The organism is Streptomyces sp. NPDC002643, assembly GCF_053592555.1.
Map to the genome: position 1 here is coordinate 229814 of NZ_JBSFVY010000010.1, position 24057 is coordinate 253870.

Sequence of the window (24057 nt, forward strand, 5' to 3'; positions counted from 1 at the left end):
GAACCCGCTGCCGGGAACGAGTGCCGAGGAGCATCGCGGGAGGGAGGTCATGGCCGGTTCGGCACCGCCGAGCACCACCATCGGGGCATTCTCCGCTGCGGCGGGAAAAGAATGCCTGGGCTGACCGAGTAGCTGAGGCTGACCAAGGGTGTCGGCGCCGCCCCCTCGCCGTCTCCAGCCGTAGGCCTCCCCTCCGGCGGGGGCCGGCGAGGGGTGCGGGGCCCTGCCGGGGAGACCGCTGAAAACCGGCCGCAGCCGGGCTGGACACCGCCGGGCACCGCCAGACACGGCCGCAGGGCTTACCGAGAACCGCCCGACGGACACGCGCGGGCGCCGCCAGACCCGCCGGGAGTCCCCTGCCGGGAGCAAGCGCCGAAGCTCATCACGGAAGGCGGGGTCATGGCCGGTTCGGCACCGCCGAGCACCACCATCGGGGCATTCTCCGCTGCGGCGGGAAAAGAATGCCTGGGCTGACCGAGTAGCTGGGCTGACCGAGTAGCTGAAGCTCAGCGAGTGGCCGAGGCTGAGCCAGGGACTGAGGCTGAACAAGGGCGTCGGCGCCCGCCCCCACGCCTCGCCGTCTCCACCGGCCCACCCCGCTGCCGTAACCGAACGCCGTTCGACCACGCGGTCTTCGCCGTCGGCCTTACTACGCGGTCGCCGTCTTCAGCCGTCGGCCTCCCCACTCCATTCGCCGCGTGCAGCCGTCCGTCTACCTACGCCATCGCCGCCTACAACCGCCCGTCTCCCCACCCCACCGCTGTCTGCAACCGACGGTCTCCCCACCCCGTCGCCGCCTTCAACCGGCGGCCTCCCCAGTCCATCGCCGCCTCCAACCGACGCCCCCTACGCCGTCGCCGCCTTCAACGGTCTCGCCGGGTCGGTCAGGAGGTCGGGGTTCATCGGGGTGGACGATTCGATCAGGCGGCGGCCCTGGGCCAGGTCTCGGGGGCGGCCCACGGCCAGGAGGGCGACCAGGTGGTTGTCGCGGAGCCAGCAGACGGTCCAGGCGGGGGTGGTGGGGTCGCCCCGCCAGAGGGTGGTGTCGGCGGCGGCGTGGTGACCGGCGTACTGGATGAAGCGGCCGAACTGCTCGGACCAGAAGTACGGGACGGGGTCGTAGGGCTCCGGGGCCTCGCCGACGATGTTCGCCGCGACCGTGCGGGGGCCCTGGAGGGCGTTGTCCCAGTGGTGGACCAGGAGGCGTTCGCCGTACCGGCCCGAGGGGAAGGAGGCGCAGTCCCCGACCGCGTAGACGTCCGGGGCGGAGGTGCGCAGGTGGTCGTCGGCGACCACCTCTCCATGGGTGCCCAGCTCAATGCCCGAGCCCTTCAGCCACGCCGTCGCCGGACGGGCGCCGATCCCGACGACCACCGCTCCGGCCGGCACCCGGGAGCCGTCGTCCAGGATCACCGTTCCGGGCTCGACGCGCTCCACGCGCGCGTGCGTCCGCAGGGTGATGCCGCTGTCCGCGTACCAGGCGCTCATCGGCGCGGCCACCTCGGCGGGCAGCGCCCCCGCCAGAGGGCGGTCGGCGGCCTCGACGACCGTCACCGCGCAGCCCGCCTCCCGCGCGGCCGTCGCGAACTCCGCGCCGATCCACCCGGCGCCCACCACCACGATGTCGTGCTGTCGCGCCAGCACGGGCCGCAGCCGCTCGGCGTCGTCCAGGGTGCGCAGCAGATGCACCCCGGGTACACCCTCCGCGCCCGGCAGCCGAATGGGTTCCGCGCCGGTGGCGACGACCAGGAGGTCGTACGGGACCGGGCCGGTGGCGGTGTCGAGTTCATGATCGCCGGGGCGGACGCCCAGCACCTCGCGGCCCAGTTGGAGTTCGATGCCGAGCGCCTCGAAGTCGACGTCGAAGGCGGAGCCCTCGGCGTTGCCCAGCAGTACGGCCTTGGACAGCGGCGGCCGGTCGTAGGGCTGGTGCGGTTCCGCCCCGATCAGCGTCACATCGCCGGCGAAACCCTGTTCCCTCAGGGCGACCGCGGTCTGCACCCCGGCCATCCCCGCGCCCACGACGACCACGCGCCGCGCCGCCGAACCGTTCCGCTGCTCCGCCTGCTGCTCGCTCACCCGATCACCATAGACAACTGACCATTGGTCAGTCAGTGGGGCGTTCGTCCCGCAGCTGCTCCACCACGCTCGTCCCGCTGCCCGGCTGCGACTCCCACTCCCAGGCCTCCTCCAGGCGGACACGGCCGTCGGGGAGTTCGACGACCAGGGAGGCACAGTGGCCGGAGGCGGTGGTTCCGTCGGTCTTCAGCTGGACGTAGCGGAAGTCGAGGCGGTCTCCCGCACGCGTGCCGACGAGGTGGCCCCTCACGACGTCGCCGCCCGCGTACTCGGCCCAGATCCGGCCGTCCTCCTCGTGGTAGACGAACCGGGTGCGGGTGCCGACCTGGCCGGGTGCCTGGTCGGCGACGGGGGCGAGGACGAGACCGTCGAGTGAGCGGGGCATGGGCGTGAGGCTCCCTTACTGAGGCGAACGGATGCGGGCTAGGGTGGGCCACCGTGCCGCTCCCCGGGGGACGTCTCCCGGACCCGCGGCACGAAAAGTACTCGCGGGAGCCCGGCGCACCGGGCTGAGAGGGAGGCTGGCGGCCTCCGACCGTACGAACCTGATCCGGGTCATGCCGGCGAAGGGAGGAGCTGGACGACCATGTCGCGTACACACACGTCAGACGTCCTCGTCGTGGGGGGCGGGATCATCGGGCTGGTCACGGCGTGGCGGGCCGCGTCGCGCGGGCTCACCACGGCCGTGGTGGACCCCGAGCCCGGTGGCGGGGCCGCGCGGGTGGCGGCCGGGATGCTCGCCGCGGTCACCGAGCTGCACTACGGCGAGCAGACGCTGCTGGGGCTCAACCTGGAGTCCGCGCGCCGCTACCCGGACTTCGTGGCCGAACTGACGGAGGCCACGGGGCAGGACCTCGGTTACCGCCGGTCCGGCACGCTCGCGGTGGCGCTGGACGCCGACGACCGCGCCCATCTGCGGGAACTGCACGCCCTGCAGCGCCGGTCGGGGCTGGACTCCGAGTGGCTGAGCGGCCGGGACTGCCGACGTCTGGAGCCGATGCTGGCGCCGGGGGTGCGCGGCGGGCTGCGGGTGGACGGTGACCACCAGATCGACCCGAGACGGCTCGCGAGGGCCCTTGTCACGGCCTGTGAGCGGGCCGGGGTGGTTTTCCACCGGGCCTGGGCCGAGGAGCTGCTGACGACCTCAGGGCGGGCTTCGGGGGTACGGACCTCGGGGGGCACCCGGCCGACCGCCGGGCAGGTCGTCCTCGCCGGGGGCAGCCTCAGCGGGCGGCTCGCGGGCGTGCCGGAGAAGGTGCTGCCGCCGGTGCGGCCGGTGAAGGGACAGGTGCTGCGGCTGACCGTGCCGAAGCCGTACGCGCCCTTCCTGAGCCGGACCGTGCGCGCGGTGGTCCGGGGCAGCCATGTCTACCTGGTCCCCCGCGAGAACGGCGAGCTGGTCGTAGGCGCCACCAGCGAGGAACTCGGCTGGGACACCACCGTGACCGCCGGCGGGGTCTACGAGCTGCTGCGGGACGCCCATGAACTCGTGCCCGGCATCACCGAGTTGCCGCTCACCGAGACCCGCGCGGGACTGCGCCCCGGCTCCCCCGACAACGCGCCCCTGCTGGGCCCGACCGAACTCGACGGCCTGCTCCTGGCCACCGGCCACTACCGCAACGGCGTTCTCCTCACCCCGGTCACCGGCGATGTCATGGCACACGCCCTGACCACCGGTGAACTTCCTCAGGAGGCCCGGGACTTCACCCCGCTGCGGTTCGCCGGCGCGCCGACGGCGGCCGACAGCACCAAGGAACTCACGGAGCAGCCGGTATGAGCACGACCGACCCCGGGGACTTCGCACATCCCATGAACGTCACCGTCCTCGTCAACGGGGAACCCCGGCAGGTCGCCTCGGGCACCGGCCTCGACACCGTCGTACGGACGCTCACCCCGTCCGCCTCCGGGGTCGCCGCCGCGCTCAACGAAACCGTCGTCCCGCGCGCGCGGTGGGCGTCGACCGTCCTCTCCGAGGGGGACCGCGTCGAGGTCCTCACCGCCGTCCAGGGAGGCTGAACCATGGCGGACGACTCCTTCGCCCTCGGCGGTACGGCCTACGCGTCCCGGCTGATCATGGGGACGGGCGGTGCGCCCAGCCTCGACGTCCTGGAACGCGCCCTGGTGGCCTCCGGCACCGAGCTGACGACGGTCGCCATGCGGCGCGTGAACGCCTCCGTGCGGGGTTCCGTGCTGTCCGTGCTCGACCGGCTGGGCATCCGGGTGCTGCCCAACACCGCCGGGTGCTTCACCGCCGGTGAGGCCGTGCTGACCGCTCGGCTCGCGCGTGAGGCGCTGGGGACGGACCTGGTGAAGCTGGAGGTCATCGCCGACGAGCGGACGCTGCTGCCCGATCCGATCGAACTGCTGGACGCCGCCGAGGTGTTGGTCGACGACGGGTTCACGGTGTTGCCCTACACGAACGACGATCCCGTACTGGCGCGGAAGCTGGAGGACGTCGGGTGTGCCGCGATCATGCCGCTCGGGTCGCCCATCGGGTCCGGGCTCGGTATTCGCAATCCGCACAACTTCGAGCTGATCGTGGAGCACGCGCGTGTGCCGGTGATTCTGGACGCGGGGGCCGGTACGGCGTCGGATGTGGCGCTGGCGATGGAGCTGGGGTGTGCCGGCGTGATGCTGGCGTCCGCTGTGACTCGGGCGCAGGAGCCGGTGCTGATGGCTGAGGGGATGCGGCGTGCGGTGGAGGCGGGGCGGCTGGCGTATCGGGCCGGGCGGATTCCGCGGCGGCGATTCGCGGAGGCGTCCTCGTCGGGTGAGGGGCTGGCGTGGTTGGACCCCGAGCGGCCGGCTTTCTGAGTTTGTCCCGCCCCCGCCGCCCCTACCCGTCCCATCCCCAGGGGCTGCGCCCCTTCGACCCCCGTCGAGGCGATTGGGGGGTTGGTTTGTCGGTGCGGGTGGGTGGGGGCTGGTCGCGCAGTTCCCCGCGCCCCTGAAAAATGCGGGTGCTGCGCCCCGCATTTTTCATCGGCCCGCAGGGCCGTGCTTTTAGGGCCGCAGGCCCATGCTTTTATGGGGCGCGGGGAACTGCGCGAGCAACCCCCACCCACCCTCAGTCGCCCGGCGGCCGTCTGCCCCGGGCTCTTGGGCGGAGGCACGGTCACAGGTCTGCTGCAGTCGGTCTCGGGGAAGCCGGTGGTGGGCCGGGTGTCGGCGGTGACTCGTAGACTCACCTGCGTGGACACGACCCTTCAGGACCCGCTTGTGGGCCGGGTGATCGACGGCCGGTATCGAGTGGAGGCGCGGATCGCGGTCGGCGGGATGGCCACGGTCTATCGGGCCGTGGACACCCGCCTCGACCGGGTGCTCGCGCTCAAGGTGATGCATCCGACGCTGGCCGCGGACGGCTCGTTCGTGGAGCGGTTCATCCGCGAGGCCAAATCGGTGGCCCGGCTGGCGCATCCCAATGTGGTGGGGGTCTTCGACCAGGGCACCGACGGGTCGTATGTCTACCTGGCGATGGAGTACGTCGCCGGGTGCACGCTGCGTGATGTGTTGCGCGAGCGGGGCGCACTGCAGCCCAGGGCGGCGCTCGACATCCTGGAGCCCGTGCTGGCCGCGCTGGGCGCCGCGCACCGCGCCGGGTTCGTGCACCGGGACATGAAGCCCGAGAACGTGCTGATAGGGGACGACGGCCGGGTCAAGGTCGCCGACTTCGGGCTCGTACGGGCCGTGGACAGCGTCACGAGCACCACAGGCACCGTTCTCGGCACCGTCTCCTACCTCGCCCCGGAGCAGCTGGAGCACGGCACGACCGACACCCGCGTGGATGTGTACGCGTGCGGGGTGATGCTCTACGAGATGCTCACCGGCGGGAAACCGCACGCCGGGGACACCCCCGCCCAGGTGCTGTACCAGGCGCTGAGCGACGACGTACCGCCCCCGTCGGCGGCGGTACCCGGGCTGCCGTACGAGCTGGACGCGCTGGTCGCCTCGGCGACGGCCCGTAACCCCGAGGTGCGGCCCCACGACGCCGTGGCGCTGCTGGCGCAGACGCTGGAGGCGCGGGCCGGGCTGAGCGGTGAGCAGTTGGACGCGATGCCGCCGCAGGCGATATCCGGCGCGCACGACAACGCCGAGGACCGGACGAGTGTCATTCCGCGGTCGTTGTCCGTGCCGAGGGCGGGGGCCGCGGACGATCAGCTCAACCTCACGAGCCGGTTCGAGTCGGCTCCGCCGCCGCCCCGGCGTACCCGTGACGGCTCGGCCCGCTCGGGTCCTCGGCGCGGGGTGCTGGCGGTCGTCGTCGCCGTACTGCTGGTCCTCGGGGTGGGCGGCGGCGTCTGGTACATCAACTCGGGGCAGTTCACGAAGGTCCCGGCGGTGCTGGCCCAGTCCCGGGCGGACGCGGTGGAGCGGATCGAGGGCGAGGGCCTCGACGTCGTCATCAAGCATGCGTTCAGCGACACCATCAAGCGCGGCAGGGTGATCAGCACCGACCCGGCGCCCGGTGCGCGGATTCGTGACAACGACACCGTCACGTTGACGATCTCCAAGGGCCCGGAGACCGTGAAGGTGCCCGACCTCAAGGGCTACCGCCTCGATCAGGCGAAGACCCGGCTGAAGAACGACGGGCTCGAACCGGGCATGGTGACGCGGGAGTTCAGCGACGAGGTCATCAAGGGGCAGGTGATCAGGACCACGCCGGCGGCCGGGACCGAGCGGTCCTCCGGTGCGGCCGTCGCCCTGGTCGTCAGCCGGGGTGCTCCGGTGGAGGTCCCGGAGGTCGCCGGTGCCTCGGTGGAGGACGCCACGGCCTTGCTGGAGCGCGAGGGCCTGAAGGTGAAGATCGCCTCCGCGCAGATCAGCTCCGAGTTCGACAAGGGCCTGGTCGCCGAGGTGTCGCCCGCCGCGGGCAAGCAGGTCGGCACGGGTGACACGGTCACCCTGACGATCTCCAAGGGCCCCGAGATGATCGAGGTCCCGGACGTCGTGGGCGACAGCGTCGACGAGGCGACCCAGAAGCTCAAGGACGCGGGCTTCGAGGTCGAGGAGGACCGGGGGCTGCTCGGGCTCTTCGGCGACGAGGTCAAGGGACAGTCGGTGGACGGCGGCGACACGGCGCCCAAGGGGTCGACGATCACGATCGAGATCGGCTGAGCGGGGAGTCCGAGCGGGAGGCCGATCGCCGCCGGGACGCGGCGGTCGGACGTTCCGGGGCGCATGACACCCTTGAGCCGTGAGCGCTCAGCAGTCCCGTCGGCACCCCGATCCGTCCTGGCCGTCCCGCAATCCCGTCGGCGGTCACGTCCCCGTCGCCGGAGGCCTGAACTCCGTGGGGCTGACCTATGCCCGTGATCTGAAGGCCGAGACCGTGCAGGTCTTCGTGGCCAACCCCCGGGGATGGGCGACGCCCGTCGGGAATCCCCGGCAGGACGAGGAGTTCCGGGCGGCGTGTGCGGCCGAGTCGATCCCGGCGTACGTCCATGCCCCGTATCTGATCAACTTCGGCTCCCACACCGAGGCGACCGTCGAGAGGTCGGTCGAGTCGTTGCGGCACTCGCTGCGGCGGGGACGGGAGATCGGGGCGCTCGGGGTGGTCGTGCACACCGGGAGCGCGACCGGCGGGCGGGAGCGGTCCGTGGCGCTGAAGCAGGTGCGGGAGTACATGCTGCCGCTGCTGGACGAGCTGACGCACGACGACGACCCGTATCTGCTGCTGGAGTCGACCGCCGGCCAGGGCTCTTCGCTGTGCTCCCGCACCTGGGACTTCGGGCCCTACTTCGAGGCGCTGGACGCGCACCCCAGGCTCGGCGTCTGCCTCGACACCTGTCACATCTTCGCGGCGGGGCACGATCTGACCGGGCCGAGCGGTATGCACGAGACCCTCGATCTGCTGGTGGAGACCGTCGGCGAGGGCCGGCTGAAGCTGATCCACGCCAACGACTCCAAGGACGTCGTCGGCGCCCACAAGGACCGCCACGAGAACATCGGCTCCGGCCATATCGGCGAGGACCCGTTCCGCGCGCTGATGACCCACCCCGCGACCGAGGGCGTACCGCTGATCATCGAGACCCCGGGCGGCAAGCAGGGTCACGCGGCGGACGTGGAGCGACTGAAGAAACTCCGGGACGGCTGACCCGGACGCGCCGCCGACCACCACCGCCTGCCACCGGCACAGGCCACCGACCGCCACCCGCCCGCCACCGGCGCAGACCGGCAGTGGAAGCGGCAGCGCCCGCCCTCCCCGCGGGTCACAGCTCCGGCCCGTCCCCCGGTTCCTCCTGGTACGAGTAACGCTGTTCCTGCCAGGGGTCGCCGATGTTGTGGTAGCCGCGTTCCTCCCAGAAGCCCCGGCGGTCAGTGGTCATGTACTCGATTCCGCGGACCCATTTGGGGCCCTTCCAGGCGTACAGGCCGGGGACGATCAGGCGGAGCGGAAAGCCGTGTTCGGCGGTGAGGAGTTCGCCGTCCTTGTGGGTGGCGAAGATCGTGCGATCTGAGGCGAAGTCCGCGAGCCGGAGGTTGGAGCTGAAGCCGTATTCGGCCCACACCATCACATGGGTGACCTCGGCGGCCGGTGGCGCGAGATCGAGAATCGTGCGCGCCGGAATGCCGCCCCATTCCGCGCCGACCATGCTGAATTTCGTCACGCAGTGCAGATCCGCCACCACCGAGGCATACGGCAACGCGGTGAACTCCTCATGGTTCCAGGAGTGTTTCTCACCGTCGGCCGTGGCACCGAAGACCCGGAAATCCCAGCGTTCGGGGCGGAATTTGGGAACGGGACCGTAGTGCGTGACCGGCCAGCCGCGTTGCAGGCGCTGCCCCGGCGGGAGCTGCGGTTGTGCCGCGTTGTCGGAGTTCTCAGACGCGCGATCTCCCGATTCGCGTTCCACCGGCTGGCCCATGACTCCATCCTGACAGACCCCGACTGGTGCACATGACCAGGGTCGACCCGATTCGGACAAATTCAACTAAGGATGGGCTAACTTACTAAGCTTGCACTTACTGGACGATCTTCGAAGGCGGTGCAATCATCGCGGCGCAACCTCCAGTTCCCCGCGCTTGGAAGGAGCCCTTCGCGATGCAGGGCGACCCCGAGGTCATCGAATTCCTCAACGAGCAGCTCACCGGTGAGCTCACCGCGATCAACCAGTACTTCCTGCACGCGAAGATGCAGGAGAACTTCGGCTGGACGAAGCTCGCGAAGTACACCCGGCACGAGTCGTTCGACGAGATGAAGCACGCCGAGGTACTCACCGACCGGATTCTCTTCCTGGACGGTCTGCCGAACTACCAGCGGCTGTTCCACGTCCGCGTCGGCCAGACGGTCAAGGAGATGTTCGAGGCCGACCGGCAGATCGAGGTGGAGGCGATCGACCGCCTCAAGCGCGGCATCAAGGTGATGCGCGAGAAGGGCGACATCACCTCCGCGAACATCTTCGAGTCGATCCTTGAGGACGAGGAGCACCACATCGACTACCTGGACACCCAGCTGGATCTGGTGGAGAAGCTCGGCGAGGCGCTCTACATCGCGCAGCTGATCGAACAGCCGGAGAGCTGAGCCAGACGCCGGGGAGCGCTAGGCCGCTTCTTTGAGCTCGGTCAGGACCGGCTGGCCCTGCTCCACCAGCTCACGGCGGGGGCACGCGCCCCGGCCCAGGAGCGCCTGGATACGTCGTACGCACGAACCGCAGTCCGTGCCCGCCTTGCAGGCGGACGCTATCTGGCGGGGGGTGCAGGCCCCGTCCGCCGCGTGCTGCTTGACCTGCTGTTCGGTGATGCCGAAGCAACTGCAGACGAACACGCGGTCCACCTCCCGCCGGGAATCGATCGGATGTGCCATCCCGAATGATCGGTGAGGCTAACCTAACCTTACCCGGCGGGTGGAGAGCATAAAAGCGGAGTGGGGCGCGGATCGTATGTGATCCGCGCCCCACTCCATGCACGGCGACATGCGCGGCAACAGAGGCTCGCCCTGTCGATCCGCTACTGGTCCCGGTACATCTCCGCCACGAGGAACGCCAGGTCCAGGGACTGGCTGCGGTTGAGGCGGGGGTCGCAGGCCGTCTCGTAGCGCTGGTGGAGGTCGTCGACGAAGATCTCGTCGCCGCCGCCGACGCACTCGGTGACGTCGTCGCCGGTCAGCTCCACATGGATGCCGCCCGGGTGGGTGCCGAGGCCCTTGTGGACCTCGAAGAAGCCCTTGACCTCGTCGAGCACGTCGTCGAAGCGGCGGGTCTTGTGGCCGGAGGCCGCCTCGAAGGTGTTGCCGTGCATCGGGTCGGTGACCCAGGCCACCACCGCGCCGGACGCCGTGACCTTCTCGACCAGCTCGGGCAGCTTGTCGCGGACCTTGTCGGCGCCCATACGGACGATGAAGGTCAGCCGGCCCGGCTCACGGTCGGGGTCGAGGCGCTCGATGTACTGCAGCGCCTCCTCGGCCGTGGTGGTCGGGCCGAGCTTGATGCCGATCGGGTTGCGGATCTGCGAGGCGAACTCGATGTGCGCGTGGTCCAGCTGACGGGTGCGCTCACCGACCCACACCATGTGCCCGGAGACGTCGTACAGCTTGCCCGTGCGCGAGTCGACGCGGGTGAGGGCCGCCTCGTAGTCGAGCAGCAGCGCCTCGTGCGAGGAGAAGAACTCGACGGTGCGGAACTCCTCCGGGTCGGCGCCGCACGCGTGCATGAAGTTCAGCGCGTTGTCGATCTCGCGGGCGAGCTGCTCGTAGCGCTGGCCGGACGGGGACGACTTCACGAAGTCCTGGTTCCAGGCGTGCACCTGGCGCAGGTCGGCGTAGCCGCCGGTGGTGAAGGCGCGGACCAGGTTGAGCGTGGACGCGGAGGCGTTGTACATCCGCTTCAGACGCTCGGGGTCCGGGACACGGGCGGCCTCGGTGAAGTCGAAGCCGTTGACGGAGTCGCCCCGGTAGGTCGGGAGCGTCACGCCGTCACGGGTCTCGGTGGGCTTGGAGCGCGGCTTGGAGTACTGTCCGGCGATCCGGCCGACCTTCACGACCGGCACCGAGGCCGCGTACGTGAGGACGGCACCCATCTGCAGGAGCGTCTTGAGCTTGTTGCGGATCTGGTCGGCCGAGACGGCGTCGAAGGCCTCGGCGCAGTCGCCGCCCTGGAGGAGGAACGCCTCTCCCTTGGCGACGGACGCCATCCGGGCGCGCAGCTGGTCGCACTCGCCCGCGAAGACGAGCGGCGGATACGACTCCAGCTCCGCAACGACTGCGCGCAGAGCCTCGGGGTCGGGGTACTCGGGCTGCTGCGCCGCGGGCAGGTCTCGCCAGGTGTTGCCAGCGCTCGCGCTGGACTTAGCGTTCACGGTCACGGGCTCAACATTACGGGGTCGTGTCCAGTCCTTTTCGTCCAGCCCGACAGGTGAGACGGAGTCTGTCAGGTGTGGACCGGCGGCACACGGCCTCTCGGCCCGGGGGCATATGACCCTCGGACCCGGGGCGCATGGGGTAGGGTGCGGCGCATGTTCGCGCTTTCGATCCAGAACTGGTGGTGGACCGCTCATCCGGCGGCCCACTGATCGCGCGTACGCACGACTTCGCGAAGGCCGCCCGAGGGGCGGCCTTCGGCGTTCGAAGGGGTCGTTCCTCGACCGGCATCGACATGATCTCGATCCCGACGGAAGAGGAACCCATGGATCTGGCACGGCTGCTGGACGACCCCCGTCCCTTCGCCCTGCTCCGCCGCCGCACCCCCGGCCGCGACGAACAGACGGTCGAGCTGCTGATCGGCCCGGTCACCGACTGCGAGCGGCTCGCCGACCTCCCCGACGAAGGGCTGGCGCTCGTCCCGTTCCGGCAGATCCGCGAACGCGGCTTCGACGTCCGCGACGACGGGACACCGCTGTCGGTGCTCACCCCCGAGGAGTCGTACGAGCTGCCGCTGGCCGAGGTGCTCGCGCAGTTGCCCGCGCATGACGTCCGGGTCGAGGGCGGTGGCTTCGACGTGTCCGACGAGGCGTACGCGGAGATCGTCGGCCGGGTGCTGCGCGAGGAGATCGGGCGGGGCGAGGGCGCGAACTTCGTGATCCGGCGCACCTACGAGGGCTCGGTCCCCGGTTTCGGCCGCGCCGACGCGCTCGCGCTGTTCCGGCGGCTGCTGGAGGGCGAGCGGGGGGCGTACTGGACGTTCGTCGTCCACACCGGGGAGCGGACGCTGGTAGGGGCCTCCCCCGAGGTGCACGTCCGGATGTCGGGCGGGACCGTCGTCATGAACCCGATCAGCGGGACGTACCGCTACCCGGACTCCGGCCCCACACCGGAGGACCTGCTGGCCTTCCTCGCCGACGGCAAGGAGATCGAGGAGCTGTCGATGGTCGTCGACGAGGAGCTCAAGATGATGTGCACGGTCGGCGACATGGGCGGGGTGGTGGTCGGGCCCCGGCTGAAGGAGATGGCGCATCTCGCGCACACCGAGTACGAGCTGCGCGGGCGTTCCTCGCTGGATGTGCGGGAGGTCCTGAGGGAGACCATGTTCGCGGCGACGGTCACCGGATCGCCGGTGCAGAACGCCTGCCGGGTGATCGAGCGGCATGAGGCGGGTGGGCGCGGGTACTACGCCGGGGCGCTGGCCCTCGTCGGGCGGGACGCGGGTGGGGCGCAGACCCTGGACTCGCCGATTCTGATCCGTACGGCCGACATCGGGGCCGACGGGCGGCTGAAGGTGGCGGTGGGGGCCACGCTCGTACGGGGGTCCGATCCGGTGAGCGAGGTCGCGGAGACGCACGCCAAGGCGGCGGGGGTGCTGGCGGCGCTCGGGGTACGGCCGTCACGGCCGTCGGTGGAGTCGGTACGGCCGGCTCTCGCCGACGATCCCCGGGTGCGGGCGGCGCTGGACGGGCGGCGGGATCGGCTGGCGCCGTTCTGGCTGCGGATGCGGGAGCACGCGGCCGAGATCACCGGGCACGCCCTTGTCGTCGACGGGGAGGACACCTTCACCTCGATGCTGGCGCATGTGCTGCGGTCGGGTGGGCTTGAGGTGACCGTTCGGCGGTACGACGAGCCGGGGCTGCGGGAGGCGGTGCTCGCGCATGAGGGGCCGGTCGTGCTGGGGCCGGGGCCCGGTGATCCTTGCGATCTCGGTGATCCCAAGATGCGGTTTCTGCGGGGGCTGACGGCCGAGGTGCTGCGGGGGCATCGGCACGGGGTGCTCGGGGTGTGTCTCGGGCATGAGCTGATCGCGGCCGAGTTGGGGCTGGAGATCGTGCGGAAGGAAGTGCCGTATCAGGGGGCGCAGGTCGCGGTCGATCTGTTCGGGCGGGAGGAGGTCGTCGGGTTCTACAACAGTTTTGTGGCGCGTTGTGATGACGAGGTGCGGGGGGAGTTGGCGGCGCGGGGGGTCGAGGTGAGCCGGGCAGAGAACGGGGAGGTGCATGCGGTGCGGGGGGATGGGTTCGCGGGGGTGCAGTTTCATCCCGAGTCGGTTTTGACGTTGGGTGGGGTGGGGGTGGTGCGGGGGCTTGTGGAGGGGGTTCGGGTGCTTCGGGCTCGGTAGGGGGTGCTTTCGCCCCCGCCGCCCCTACCCATTCCCGCCCTCCAGGGGCTGTGGGTTCGTTGGGGTTGCTCGCGCAGTTCCCCGCGCCCCTGGGGGGCAAAGGGCCTGCGGCCACTTTGCCCCCCAGGAAAGACGAGTCCGCGCCTCAGCCGAAGAAGACTCCTACCTCCTCGTACAGCTTCGGGTCTACCGTCTTCAGTTTGGCCGTGGCTTCGGCGATGGGGACTCGGATGATGTCCGTGCCGCGTAGGGCGACCATCTTGCCGAAGTCTCGGTCGTGAACCGCGTCGATGGCGTGGAGGCCGAAGCGGGTGGCGAGCCAGCGGTCGAAGGCGGAGGGGGTGCCGCCGCGCTGGACGTGGCCGAGGACCGTGGTGCGGGCCTCCTTGCCCGTGCGTTTCTCGATCTGCTTGGCCAGCCATTCACCCACGCCGGAGAGGCGGACATGGCCGAAGGAGTCCAGGGACTCGTCCTTGAGGACCATGTCGCCGTCCTTGGGCATCGCCCCTTCCGCGACGACCACGATGGGCGCGTACGACGCCTTGAAGCGGGAGGTCACCCAGGCGCAGACCTTGTCGACGTCGAAGCGTTGCTCCGGGATGAGGATGGCGTTGGCTCCGCCCGCGAGGCCGGAGTGGATGGCGATCCAGCCGGCGTGACGGCCCATCACCTCGACGACGAGGACCCGCATATGGGACTCGGCGGTGGTGTGGAGGCGGTCGATGGCCTCCGTCGCGATGCCGACCGCCGTGTCGAAGCCGAAGGTGTAGTCCGTGGCCGAGAGGTCGTTGTCGATCGTCTTCGGCACGCCCACGCAGGGGATGGCGTATTCGTCGGACAGGCGTGCGGCCACGCCGAGGGTGTCCTCGCCGCCGATACAGATCAGGGCCTCGACCTCCTGCTTGGCGAGGTTGTCCTTGATCCGGCGGATGCCGTTCTCCTGTTTCAGGGGGTTGGTGCGCGAGGAGCCGAGGATGGTGCCGCCCCGCGGGAGGATGCCGCGTACGGCGGGGATGTCCAGGCGGACGGTGTCGTTCTCCAGTGGTCCCCGCCAGCCGTCCCGGAAGCCGACGAAGTCGTAGTCGTACTCCTGCACGCCCTTGCGGACGATGCCCCGGATGACGGCGTTGAGCCCGGGGCAGTCGCCGCCCCCGGTCAGTACTCCGACCCGCATGGAAATGTCCCTTCGCCGCGATTGCCGTAAGAGCCTTGCGCAGCACGGTAATGGTGACCCAGGTCACTTCGATATGACCGAGTAGGGGCAATTCCGGTGAACTGTCGGGAGGTTGGTTTACTCCTCGGATTGGTCTACTGCTGGGATCGGTCTACTGCTGGGATTGGCCCACTGCTCCGATGATCATTTGCCGTCGGGGTGGGCGCGGTGATCATTCGTCGTCGAGGCCGCGTTCGATCGCGTAGCGGACCAGCTCGACCCTGTTGTGGAGTTGCAGCTTGCCGAGGGTGTTCTGGACGTGGTTCTGGACCGTGCGGTGGGAGATGACCAGGCGTTCGGCGATCTGCTTGTAGCTCAGGCCCTTGGCGACCAGGCGGAGCACCTCGGTCTCGCGGTCGGTGAGTTGGGGGGCCTTGGGCTCGTCGCCGCCCGGGGCGGGGGCCGGTTCGGAGGCGAGGCGGCGGTACTCGCCGAGGACCAGGCCCGCGAGGCCGGGGGTGAAGACGGGGTCGCCGACTGCCGTACGGCGGACCGCGTCGATCAGTTCTTCGGTGGACGCCGACTTGACCAAGTAGCCCGTGGCGCCCGACTTCACGGCCTCCAGGACGTCCGCGTGTTCGCCGCTCGCCGAGAGGACCAGGACGCGCAGGGCGGGGTTGGCGCCGACCAGTTCCTTGCAGACCTGGACGCCGGGCTTCTCGGGCAGGTTCAGGTCGAGTACGAGGACGTCGGGGCCGACGGCCTTGGCCCGGCGTACCGCCTGCTCGCCGTCGCCCGCCGTGGCGACCACCTCGAAGCCGGACTCGGCGAGGTCGCGGGCGACCGCGTCGCGCCACATGGGGTGGTCGTCGACCACCATGACCTTGAGGGGGCCACCGCTCCCGCCAGTACCCGTGGTGTTGTTCTCCGTCACCGCTTCTCCGCCTTCCCCCGTGTGTCCTTCGGGCGTTCCAGGGCCTTGGGTACCTTCAGTTCGACTTCCGTGCCCTGGCCGGGGACCGAGATCAGTTCGGCCGTGCCGCCGATGTCGCGCAGTCGGCCCCGGATGGACAGGGCCACCCCGAGCCGTCCCTCGCCCTCGGCCTGGGCGAGACGGCCCTCGGGGATGCCGGGGCCGTCGTCCCGTACGGTCACGATGATCTCGTCCGGCCAGTCCTCGACCAGAATCCAGGCCTGGGCCTCGTCGCCCGCGTGCTCGCGCACATTGTCCAGGGCGGCGCCGACCGCCGCGGCCAGCTCGCGTGCGGCGGGCCGGGCGAGCGGTACCGGGCTGCCGGGCTCGGAGAGGGTGACCCTGGCGCCGGCGTACGGGGCGAGCAGGGCACGCAGATCCACCGGGTCCGACGCGTCCCCGGTGTCCGGGGCGTCCGGTTCCTCGACCATGCGGACCAGGGCGCCGTCGGCCGCGTCCTCCGAGATGCGCGAGACCGGGACCAGGCCGCCGGAGACCAGGGTGCGCAGGGCGATCTCCTGCTCGCCCGCCATCCTGCCCAGCTCCGCCGCCTCACCGCCGAGGGCCGTGCCACGGCGCTGCACCATGGCGAGGACCTGGAGCACGCTGTCGTGGATGTCCCGGGCCAGGCGCTCGCGTTCACGGGTGGCGGCCTCGATCTCCAGGGCGCGGGCGAGGGTGCGCTCGGAGGCGCGGGCGACCTCGACGACATAGCCGATGGCGATGGAGGCGACCCAGACCAGCAGCACGTTGTGGATGGTGTCGCGGGTCGGGGAGCCCCGGTGGATCAGATTGGCGACGGCGACGAGGGTGGAGGCGAAGGCGGCCCAGCGCCAGCCGCCCTTGATGGCGAACGCCAGCACGGCACCGGCGGTCCATATCGACGGCAGCGTCGGGCCGCCGGCCTCGATCCGCGCGGTCGAGTCGGCGAGCCGGGTGAGCAGGATGCCGACGATCGCGAGGGTGAGGTCGGCGGCCAGGAACCGCTTGGTGCAGCCGGCCGCGTTCGCGACCTTGGGCAGGGTCAGCAGGGTCCAGCCGACCAGGACCGCGTAGTAGGCCATGGCCAGCCAGGGGCGGGTGAAGCTGTCGTACGCGCTGATGAACAGGCCGATCGCGTAGATCGTCGTCAGGACGCGATAGCCGGTGAGCGCGCGCCACAGCGGCTGCTCGACCGACATCGTCATGACCCGCTCACGCTTCGGCATGCCCCCACCCCACCCACGACGACCGTGACATCTCTGGCGGCCGTGACATCTCTGACAGCGATCACATCCGTGACCGCCTTGACATCCGTGACGGCCATGGCGTTCCCGAGGTCCACAAGGCTCACGAGGCCACGACTGTCATGTCCAGGTACGCGACCGTACCGGGAACGCGGCCGCTACGAACCCCGCTGGTCCTTCTCGGTCTCGGTCTTGGCCTTTGCCTCGGCCTCGGCCTTGGCCAGGGCCGCCTTCGCCGCCTTGCCGGCCTCCTTCTCCGCCTTGGCCGCGTCCGCGAGCTGCCGCTTGGCGGCGGTCGCGTAGATGTCGACGTACTCCTGGCCGGAGAGCTTCATGATCTCGTACATGACCTCGTCGGTCAGGGCGCGCAGGACGAAGCGGTCGTGCTCCATGCCCTGGTAGCGGCTGAAGTCCAGCGGCTTGCCGATCCGGATGCCGGGGCGCATGACCTTCGGCAGGACCTTGCCCGGCGGCTGGATCTTCTCGGTGTCGATCATGGCGACGGGGATGACGGGGGCGCCGGTGGCGAGGGCCACGCGGGCGAGGCCGCCGGGCTTACCGCGGTAGAGGCGGCCGTCGGGCGAGCGGGTGCCCTCGGGGTAGATACCGAACAGCTCACCGCTCTCGATGACCTGGATGCCGCTCTTCACGGCGGCCTCGCCCGCGCCACGCGCGCCGGAGCGGTCCACCGGGAGCTGGCCGACGCCCTTGAAGAAGGCGGCCGTCAGCTTGCCCTTGACGCCGGGGGTGGTGAAGTACTCGGCCTTCGCGATGAACGTGACCTTGCGGTCGAGGACCGCGGGCAGGAAGAAGGAGTCGGAGAACGAGAGGTGGTTGCTCGCCAGGATCGCCGGGCCCTCGTCCGGAATGTGCTCCAGACCTTCCACCCAGGGCCGGAAGGTGACCTTCAGCGGTCCCCCGATGGCGACCTTCATCGCGCCGTACAACAACCGAGTGCCTCTCTGTGTTTCCGAGGATCAGACCTTAACCCGGACGGCCGAGGAAGAGTCCGACGCCCCGGCCGATGCCGGGGTCCTCGGACGCACCGCACGGCTCGCCGAAGCCCCTGGTCGGTGTCGGTGCGGTCGCGTACGGTGAACCACACCCGGACTCGTTTCACACCCTTCTCATGAACAGGAGACCGAACCGTGCCGGTCCTCCCCGGAGCCGAGCCCTACCGCCACGAGGGCGGGGACGTCGGCGTCCTGCTCTGCCACGGCTTCACCGGTTGTCCCCAGTCGCTGCGCCCCTGGGCGGAGTACCTCGCCGAGCGCGGTCTGACGGTCGCGCTGCCCCTGCTGCCGGGCCACGGCACCCGCTGGGAGGACATGCGGATCACCGGCTGGCAGGACTGGTACGCGGAGGTGGACCGCGAGCTGTACGCCCTGCGCGAGCGCTGTGCGCATGTCTTCGTGGCGGGGCTGTCGATGGGCGGCGCGCTGGCGCTGCGGCTGGCCGCGAAGCACGGGGACGCGGTCGACGGCGTCATGGTCGTCAACCCGGCGAACAAGGTGCACGGCCTGGCCGCCCACGCCCTGCCCGTCGTACGGCATCTCGTCCCCACCACCAGGGGCATCGCCAGCGACATCGCCAAGGAGGGTGTCGTGGAGGTGGGGTACGACAAGGTGCCGCTGCACTCGGCGCACTCGCTGCGGCGGTTCTTCCGACTCGTCGATGGCGAGTTGCCCCAGGTCACCCAGCCGCTGCTGCTTCTGCGCAGCCCCCAGGACCATGTGGTGCCACCGGCCGACTCCGCGCGCGTGCTCAGCCGGGTGTCGTCCAGGGACGTCACGGAGATCCTGCTGGAACAGAGCTACCACGTGGCGACGTTGGACCACGACGCGGACCGGATCTTCGAGGAGAGCCACGCGTTCGTCACCCGGCTGGTGAAGGAGTCCGGGAGCCGGGTGAAGAAGTCCGGCACGGAATCCGTACAGCAGTCCGGGACAGGACAGGTGTGGGATTCGTGAGGCAGAGGGAAGGGACGGCCACTGGTGGCTGAGCACGACTCCGAGCGTGAGCCGGAGGAGCAGGGCGTGTCGCGCGGCGAGCGCCAGGGCGACGCGCGCGACAACTCCTCGGGGGGCTCTTCCGGTGAACCGCCGGGCGAGGAGCAGCACGTGCCGTTCGACGAGGACGCCGCGTGGCGGGCCATCGTCGCCGGGTTCGGTGAGGAGCCGCCGGACCCGCCGGGGGCCAAGCCGTTCCGGTCGGTGGAGGACCTGGCCCTGCTGGAGGCGGAGCCGGACGACTCGGCCGACAAGCCCTCCGGGGGCTCCGGCGACGACGCCGGGCCCTCGACGCCCAAGCCGCTCGGCAGTTCGGTGGCGTTCGCGCCGGGTGTCGGTGCCGGTGCCGGTCCGCGCGACTACAGCGTGCCGGACCCGGTCGGGGAGGACACGGGCGGGGACGACGACGGGGACGACGACGAGGGCCACTTCGTACCGCCGGAGCCGCCGCCGCTGCCGGAGGCCGACGTCACCGCCAAGTTCGCCTGGCTGGGCGTCGTCGGCGGTCCGGTCCTGCTGCTGCTCGCCGTGCTGCTCGGCTGGGAGATGACCTGGTGGCTCACCACCCTGGGCATCGGCGGCTTCCTCGGCGGGTTCGCGACGCTGGTGATGCGGATGAAGGGCGACGACGAGGACGACGACGATCCCGGGCGCGGGGCGGTCGTCTGACGCCGGTCGACACGGCGGGGCTGACGCCGGTCGATTCGGCGGGGGCTGACGCCGGTGGACGCAGCGTGGGCTGACGCCGGTGGACACAGCGAGGCTTTACGTCGGTCGAACACGGCCGGGGCCGGTGGACTAGTGCCCTGCGGGGATCTTGAGGGCGGCCAGGACCGGGAGGTGGTCCGTGGCCGCCCTCAGGTCGTGGTCGGTGATGCCGGGGTGGCCGAGGGGGACCCCGCAGCCGAGGACCTCGATGCCCGGTGTGGCCATGATCGCGTCGATGCGCTGGTGGGGGTCGGCCGGGGTGGAGGTGTACTCGCCGCCCCAGGGGGCCGTGGTCCAGCAGTCCTGGAGTTCGGTGGCGAGGCGTTTGAACGTGGGGCCGTCGGGGCGTTCGTTGAGGTCGCCGCCCGCGATCGCGTGGTCCACGCCCAGTGCGGCGAGATAGTCCAGGAGCATGCCGCCCTGCTCGTAGCGCTCGTCCCTCCGCAGGGAGAGGTGGCAGGACAGTACGCCCACGCGGGCGGCGCCGAAGCGGACCACTGCCGTGGAGAAGCCTCGTCTGTGCAGGCCCGGGGTGAGGGGGAGCAGGATGTCCTCGGTACGTTCCACGGTGGCCCTCAGGCCGCAGAGGAGGGCGGGGCCGGACGCCGTGGCGCCGCCGGAGAGGGTGACCAGGCCCGAGGTCGCGGCGAGCCTCGCGAGTTTCTTGCGCCAGCGGAAGAAGCGGGGGGCTTCCTGGATGAGGACCAGGTCGGGGGCGCAGGCGGTGATGACTCGGGCCAGGGCGGTGGTGTCGTCGCGCATGGAGCGGATGTTGTAGCTGAGTACGCGGATTGTTGCTGAACCGTCTGGGTTGGTGCGGGACTTGGGCAGCGGCGGCATGTGGATCAATGTACGCGGCAACGCTCCGCTGGGATGCCGGAGAATCGCAGGTCGTCTGTTCGGCTGACGGCCGGTGGGGGTTACTCGCGCAGTTCCCCGCGCCCCTTTCGGGGCGCGGGGGTGGCACCCTGCGTCGAAAGTGAACCCTTACATGATCGGGTCCGGCTCTCTTGCCAAGTCGGCTGCGCCTACCAGGCCCGCCTCGTTGCCCAGTTGGGCGGCGATGACCTCGGCGACCGGGCGCCAGTTGCCGCCCACCAGCCAGCGCTTGTAGGACTTGCGGATGGGGTCGAGGACCAGTTCGCCCTCGTCGGAGAGGCCGCCGCCGACGATGAAGGCGGAGGGGTCGAAGAGGGAGGCGAGGTCGGCGAGGCCGGCGCCGGCCCAGCGGGCGAGTTCGCGGTAGGAGTCGACGGCGACCGGGTCTCCCTGGCGGGCGGCCATGGAGATGTGCTTGCCCTCGACGCCGTCGGGGGTGCCGTCGCCGAGGCCGAGGAGGATCTCGGCGTTCTCTGGGGTCGCCTTGGCGCGCTGCTTTGCGTACCGGACGAGCGCGCGCCCCGAGGCGTACTGCTCCCAGCAGCCCTGGCTGCCGCAGCCGCACAGCAGTCCGTCCGGGACCATCCGGATGTGGCCGAACTCGGCGGCCACGCCGTAGTGCCCGCGGCGCAGCTTGTTGCCGATGATGATGCCGCCGCCGAGGCCGGTGCCGAGGGTGATGCAGATGACGTTGCGGTGGCCCTTGCCGGCGCCGAACTTGTACTCGCCCCAGGCGGCCGCGTTGGCGTCGTTCTCCACGACTACCGGCAGGCCCACGCGGGTCTCGACCTTGTCCTTCAACGGCTCGTTGCGCCAGTCGATGTTGGGGGCGAAGTAGACCGTGGAGCGCTGGCGGTCGACGTAACCGGCGGCGCCGATGCCGACACCGACGATCTCGTGTCCGGCTCGCGCGCCCTCGACGGCGGCGGCAATGGCGTCCACGATGGCGTCGGGCGTACCGGGGGTCGGCACCTTGTGGGTCGAGAGGATGTTGCCCTCCTCGTCGACCACGCCCGCCGCGATCTTGGTACCGCCGATGTCGACGCCGATGGTGAGTCCCATGAATCCCTCAGTTTCGGTCGAGCCCCGCTACGGCCAACCGTACCCGAGGGCATCCCCCTCGACCCCCGTCGTCCATCCGGCGGACGGAGGTGCCCGAAACCGCCGTCAGTCCAGGTCGATGCGCTCTCCGGGGCCCGAATCGTCGCCGTCGTCATGACGGTCCCGGTGGGCGGTGTCACGGGTGGTCCAGCGGCGTTCCTGGTGCTCGACGGCGGAGCGGTACGCGGCGAGGAGTTCGTTGCCGGCGGCGGCGAGATGGTCGAAGACGTCCGGGTTGCGTTCGATGACGGGTTCGACGGCGGCCTTGGCCTGGCGGACGACCTGGTGGACCATCTGCTGGGCCGCACCGCCCGCCACCGCGCCGAACAGCGGTGACTGCAGCCCGGAGAGCTTGTCGCTGACCGCGCCGACCAGCTTGCGCAGTTCCTCGGCGGCCGAACCCGGTGGCGGACCGTACTTCGCCCGGCGGCGGGCCTTCTCCGCGGCGAGGTCCTCCTCGCACGCCGTGGCCCAGGCGTCGGCGTCGGTCGCCCGCGCCCACGTCTCACCGGCGGTCTGCTGCCGTTCGGCGTCGGACGCGGCCTCGGACGGGGGGCGCTCTTCGCTCATGGCGGACTCTCCTGCCTACGGTTCGTACCTTCGACGTTACCCGAACGGGGGTACGCGCTTCACTGCCCGCGCGGCCACAGGCTCGGGTCCGGCGCGAAACGAATCCTCAACTCGCCCTCGCGCAGGGAGGCGCCGTCGACCGTGCAGCGGCGCAGCGCCGACGGCAGCGGCACGATACGCCGGAACTGCCCCGCGCTGACGACCAACTCGTCACCCCTGCGGATGAGATCCAGCTCGTCGCGTATCGCACCCGGCAGCGGGATGTGCCAGACCAGCACCCCGTCGTCGTCGAGGCGGTCGACGACGGGCCAGGGGTCATGGGCGGGGGCGTCGCCGACGGCGGGGACGTGGAGGGTGGCGAGGTCGTCGAGGCCTCGGGGGTCCCGCCCGAGGTGGGTGACCTTCCGTACCGCGACCGGCCGGGCGCCTGCCTGGCTCCCCTCCCACTCCTCCAAGGTCTTCCTCTGCTGGGCGACGAGCCCCGCGAGCCAGGTGTCGTGGGTGGCCTCGGGGAGGACGCGGTCCGCGACCAGGTCCTCGACGGGCAGGCCGCGCAGGGCGAGCCCGATCTGTGCGACGCGTACATGATCGGCACCGGCCGGGCCGGGTTCGGCGACGAGCCGCACGCTCGTCCCCGGCCCCTCGACCACGGCCGCGACCGCCGCCAGTTCCACGTCCCAGCGGGCGGCCGTCTCGTACAGCCATTCCGCGGGCATCGGCACCCCGGCCAGCCGTCCCAGCACCGGCCGCAGCGCCCGCGCCGCCTGCCGCTCGGGCGGGAGCAGTCGCCGCAGATACCGTCGCAGCTCCTCCGGGAGGCCGAGCAGGGCGAGTGCCTGCGGGGCGGGCGGCAGATCGACGACGAGCAGGTCGTACGCCTCGGACAGTACGGCGTCCCGCAGGGCCCGCAGCAGGGCGAGTTCCTCGGCGCCGGGCAGCGGCGTCAGTTCCTCGCCCTCCAGCCGGCCGGCGCCGAGGAGGTCGAGTACGGAGGCGGCGCGTTCCTGGAACGCGACGAGGTCGTCCCGGAAGTCGGCCGCGGCGTCGGGCCGCCAGGCGGTGAGCCGTTCCTCGACCCGTACGGGCTCGGCCCCGGTCTCGACGCCGAGCGCGGCGCCCAGGCTGTCCACCCGATCAGCACTCAGCACGAGCGTCCGCCGACCCTCACGAGCCGCGTTCAGCCCCGTGGCCGCGGCGACCGTCGTACGGCCGCTGCCGCCTTGCCCGGTGATCAGGATGGTGCGCATGGGGTTGAACGGTAGCGGAGGAAAGGGCCGGACCCCGCCGCCGAGGCCCCCGGCGGGGCCAGGTCGGGGGCGGGCCACAGATTTTTCGGCACCCGGCGCGGGGGCAGGTCCGAGGCGGACCACAGGTTCCTCGGCACCCGGCGCGGGGGCAGGTCCGAGGCGGACCACAGGTTCCTCGGCACCCGGCGCGGGGGCAGGTCCGAGGCGGACCACAGGTTCCTCGGCACCCGGCGCGGGAGCAGGTCCGAGGCGGACCACAGGTTCCTCGGCACCCGGCGCGGGGGCTGAGCGGGGGGCGGTGGCGCTTACCGGCGCTTACAGGGTGCCGCCCGCGCCCACCCGTGCCGCCCCAGCGGCACGATTGCCCGCGGTTTACGGGCGGCGGCCCGCCGTTCACGAACAGCGGCCCGCCGTTCACGAGCAGCGGCCCGCCGTTCACGGGCGGCGGCCCGCGGGTGGGGGCAGCGGCCGCAAGTGGGGGCGACGGCCCGCGGTTTACGAGCAGCGGGCCCGCGGTTTACGGGCAGCGGCCCGCCGTTCACGAACAGCAGCCCGCGGGTGGGGGCAGCGGCCGCAAGTGGGGGCGACGGCCCGCGGTTTACGAGCAGCGGGCCCGCGGTTTACGAGCAGCG

At 71.1% G+C, this 24057-nt stretch carries 23 protein-coding genes and 1 riboswitch; of the genes, 10 read left to right on the forward strand and 13 right to left on the reverse strand.

Features of this window, described 5'->3' with window-relative positions; translation table 11 throughout:
* Window positions 1-846 precede the first annotated feature (846 nt).
* Both ACWD4G_RS17750 and ACWD4G_RS17755 read right to left on the reverse strand, forming a co-directional pair.
* On the reverse strand, window positions 847-2010 hold the full coding sequence (locus ACWD4G_RS17750; protein ID WP_451294418.1) for an NAD(P)/FAD-dependent oxidoreductase: 1164 nt from the start codon (window positions 2008-2010) through the stop codon (window positions 847-849).
* Window positions 2011-2107: 97 nt separating this feature from the next.
* Window positions 2108-2464, reverse strand: a complete 357-nt coding sequence (locus ACWD4G_RS17755; RefSeq protein ID WP_451294297.1) for a hypothetical protein — start codon at window positions 2462-2464, stop codon at window positions 2108-2110.
* Between the two features lie 93 nt (window positions 2465-2557).
* Window positions 2558-2669: riboswitch (TPP riboswitch) on the forward strand.
* On the opposite strand from ACWD4G_RS17755, the gene thiO reads away from it, so the two are divergent.
* The 5 genes from thiO to ACWD4G_RS17780 all read left to right on the forward strand — a co-directional run bounded on the left by thiO (window position 2666) and on the right by ACWD4G_RS17780 (window position 8173).
* Window positions 2666-3856, forward strand: coding sequence for a glycine oxidase ThiO (thiO, locus tag ACWD4G_RS17760; RefSeq protein WP_451294299.1), 1191 nt, complete (start codon window positions 2666-2668; stop codon window positions 3854-3856). (Overlaps the previous riboswitch by 4 nt.)
* Window positions 3853-4095 (forward strand): sulfur carrier protein ThiS, encoded by a 243-nt coding sequence (thiS, locus tag ACWD4G_RS17765; protein WP_451294301.1) that lies wholly within the window; start codon window positions 3853-3855, stop codon window positions 4093-4095. The genes thiO and thiS overlap by 4 nt, the downstream gene beginning before the upstream one ends.
* A 3-nt stretch (window positions 4096-4098) precedes the next feature.
* Window positions 4099-4893: a thiazole synthase gene (locus tag ACWD4G_RS17770; RefSeq protein WP_451294303.1), complete on the forward strand. Its 795-nt coding sequence runs from the start codon at window positions 4099-4101 to the stop codon at window positions 4891-4893.
* A 378-nt stretch (window positions 4894-5271) separates the two neighbouring features.
* Window positions 5272-7194 carry a Stk1 family PASTA domain-containing Ser/Thr kinase gene (gene pknB, locus ACWD4G_RS17775; protein WP_451294305.1) on the forward strand — a complete coding sequence of 641 codons (1923 nt, stop codon included), beginning with the start codon at window positions 5272-5274 and terminating at the stop codon, window positions 7192-7194.
* A gap of 79 nt (window positions 7195-7273) precedes the next feature.
* Window positions 7274-8173, forward strand: a complete 900-nt coding sequence (locus ACWD4G_RS17780) for a deoxyribonuclease IV (RefSeq protein ID WP_451294307.1) — start codon at window positions 7274-7276, stop codon at window positions 8171-8173.
* Window positions 8174-8288: 115 nt separating this feature from the next.
* Here the strand turns inward: ACWD4G_RS17780 and ACWD4G_RS17785 are convergent, their stop codons facing one another.
* Window positions 8289-8945, reverse strand: a complete 657-nt coding sequence (locus tag ACWD4G_RS17785; protein WP_451294309.1) for a sulfite oxidase-like oxidoreductase — start codon at window positions 8943-8945, stop codon at window positions 8289-8291.
* 176 nt (window positions 8946-9121) lie between these two features.
* On the opposite strand from ACWD4G_RS17785, the gene bfr reads away from it, so the two are divergent.
* On the forward strand, window positions 9122-9601 hold the full coding sequence (bfr, locus tag ACWD4G_RS17790; protein WP_451294311.1) for a bacterioferritin: 480 nt from the start codon (window positions 9122-9124) through the stop codon (window positions 9599-9601).
* 18 nt (window positions 9602-9619) lie between these two features.
* Here the strand turns inward: bfr and ACWD4G_RS17795 are convergent, their stop codons facing one another.
* Window positions 9620-9883 carry a (2Fe-2S)-binding protein gene (locus tag ACWD4G_RS17795; protein ID WP_451294313.1) on the reverse strand — a complete coding sequence of 88 codons (264 nt, stop codon included), beginning with the start codon at window positions 9881-9883 and terminating at the stop codon, window positions 9620-9622.
* A gap of 143 nt (window positions 9884-10026) precedes the next feature.
* On the reverse strand, window positions 10027-11379 hold the full coding sequence (locus ACWD4G_RS17800; protein ID WP_451294315.1) for a class II 3-deoxy-7-phosphoheptulonate synthase: 1353 nt from the start codon (window positions 11377-11379) through the stop codon (window positions 10027-10029).
* Between the two features lie 150 nt (window positions 11380-11529).
* On the opposite strand from ACWD4G_RS17800, the gene ACWD4G_RS17805 reads away from it, so the two are divergent.
* Window positions 11530-11586, forward strand: a complete 57-nt coding sequence (locus tag ACWD4G_RS17805) for a trp operon leader peptide (RefSeq protein WP_115913573.1) — start codon at window positions 11530-11532, stop codon at window positions 11584-11586.
* A gap of 113 nt (window positions 11587-11699) precedes the next feature.
* Complete coding sequence (locus ACWD4G_RS17810; RefSeq protein WP_451294420.1) at window positions 11700-13559, forward strand: anthranilate synthase family protein; 1860 nt, start codon at window positions 11700-11702, stop codon at window positions 13557-13559.
* A 145-nt stretch (window positions 13560-13704) separates the two neighbouring features.
* Here ACWD4G_RS17810 and ACWD4G_RS17815 read toward each other — a convergent pair whose 3' ends face one another.
* The 4 genes from ACWD4G_RS17815 to ACWD4G_RS17830 form a co-directional block, all read right to left on the reverse strand.
* Window positions 13705-14733, reverse strand: a complete 1029-nt coding sequence (locus ACWD4G_RS17815) for a 6-phosphofructokinase (protein ID WP_451294317.1) — start codon at window positions 14731-14733, stop codon at window positions 13705-13707.
* 211 nt (window positions 14734-14944) lie between these two features.
* Entirely contained in the window at window positions 14945-15592 is a 648-nt protein-coding gene (locus tag ACWD4G_RS17820) for a response regulator (RefSeq protein WP_451294422.1), read from the reverse strand.
* Window positions 15593-15642: 50 nt separating this feature from the next.
* Window positions 15643-16893 carry a MacS family sensor histidine kinase gene (gene macS, locus ACWD4G_RS17825; RefSeq protein ID WP_451294319.1) on the reverse strand — a complete coding sequence of 417 codons (1251 nt, stop codon included), beginning with the start codon at window positions 16891-16893 and terminating at the stop codon, window positions 15643-15645.
* Between the two features lie 176 nt (window positions 16894-17069).
* Window positions 17070-17846, reverse strand: a complete 777-nt coding sequence (locus ACWD4G_RS17830; RefSeq protein ID WP_451294321.1) for a lysophospholipid acyltransferase family protein — start codon at window positions 17844-17846, stop codon at window positions 17070-17072.
* A 213-nt stretch (window positions 17847-18059) separates the two neighbouring features.
* Between ACWD4G_RS17830 and ACWD4G_RS17835 the strand changes: the two genes are divergently transcribed.
* Together ACWD4G_RS17835 and ACWD4G_RS17840 are read left to right on the forward strand one after the other, a co-directional pair.
* Window positions 18060-18881 carry an alpha/beta hydrolase gene (locus tag ACWD4G_RS17835; protein ID WP_451294323.1) on the forward strand — a complete coding sequence of 274 codons (822 nt, stop codon included), beginning with the start codon at window positions 18060-18062 and terminating at the stop codon, window positions 18879-18881.
* A gap of 24 nt (window positions 18882-18905) precedes the next feature.
* Complete coding sequence (locus ACWD4G_RS17840; protein WP_451294325.1) at window positions 18906-19589, forward strand: hypothetical protein; 684 nt, start codon at window positions 18906-18908, stop codon at window positions 19587-19589.
* A gap of 129 nt (window positions 19590-19718) precedes the next feature.
* On the opposite strand, the gene ACWD4G_RS17845 is transcribed toward ACWD4G_RS17840, so the two are convergent.
* The 4 genes from ACWD4G_RS17845 to ACWD4G_RS17860 all read right to left on the reverse strand — a co-directional run bounded on the left by ACWD4G_RS17845 (window position 19719) and on the right by ACWD4G_RS17860 (window position 23425).
* Window positions 19719-20468: an endonuclease/exonuclease/phosphatase family protein gene (locus tag ACWD4G_RS17845; protein WP_451294327.1), complete on the reverse strand. Its 750-nt coding sequence runs from the start codon at window positions 20466-20468 to the stop codon at window positions 19719-19721.
* Between the two features lie 147 nt (window positions 20469-20615).
* Window positions 20616-21569 (reverse strand): ROK family glucokinase, encoded by a 954-nt coding sequence (locus ACWD4G_RS17850; RefSeq protein WP_451294329.1) that lies wholly within the window; start codon window positions 21567-21569, stop codon window positions 20616-20618.
* Between the two features lie 105 nt (window positions 21570-21674).
* A complete protein-coding gene (locus ACWD4G_RS17855; RefSeq protein ID WP_451294331.1) occupies window positions 21675-22178 on the reverse strand; it encodes a DUF5304 domain-containing protein in 504 nt (167 codons plus the stop codon).
* A 59-nt stretch (window positions 22179-22237) separates the two neighbouring features.
* Window positions 22238-23425: an ArsA family ATPase gene (locus ACWD4G_RS17860; RefSeq protein ID WP_451294333.1), complete on the reverse strand. Its 1188-nt coding sequence runs from the start codon at window positions 23423-23425 to the stop codon at window positions 22238-22240.
* Window positions 23426-24057: the final 632 nt, after the last annotated feature.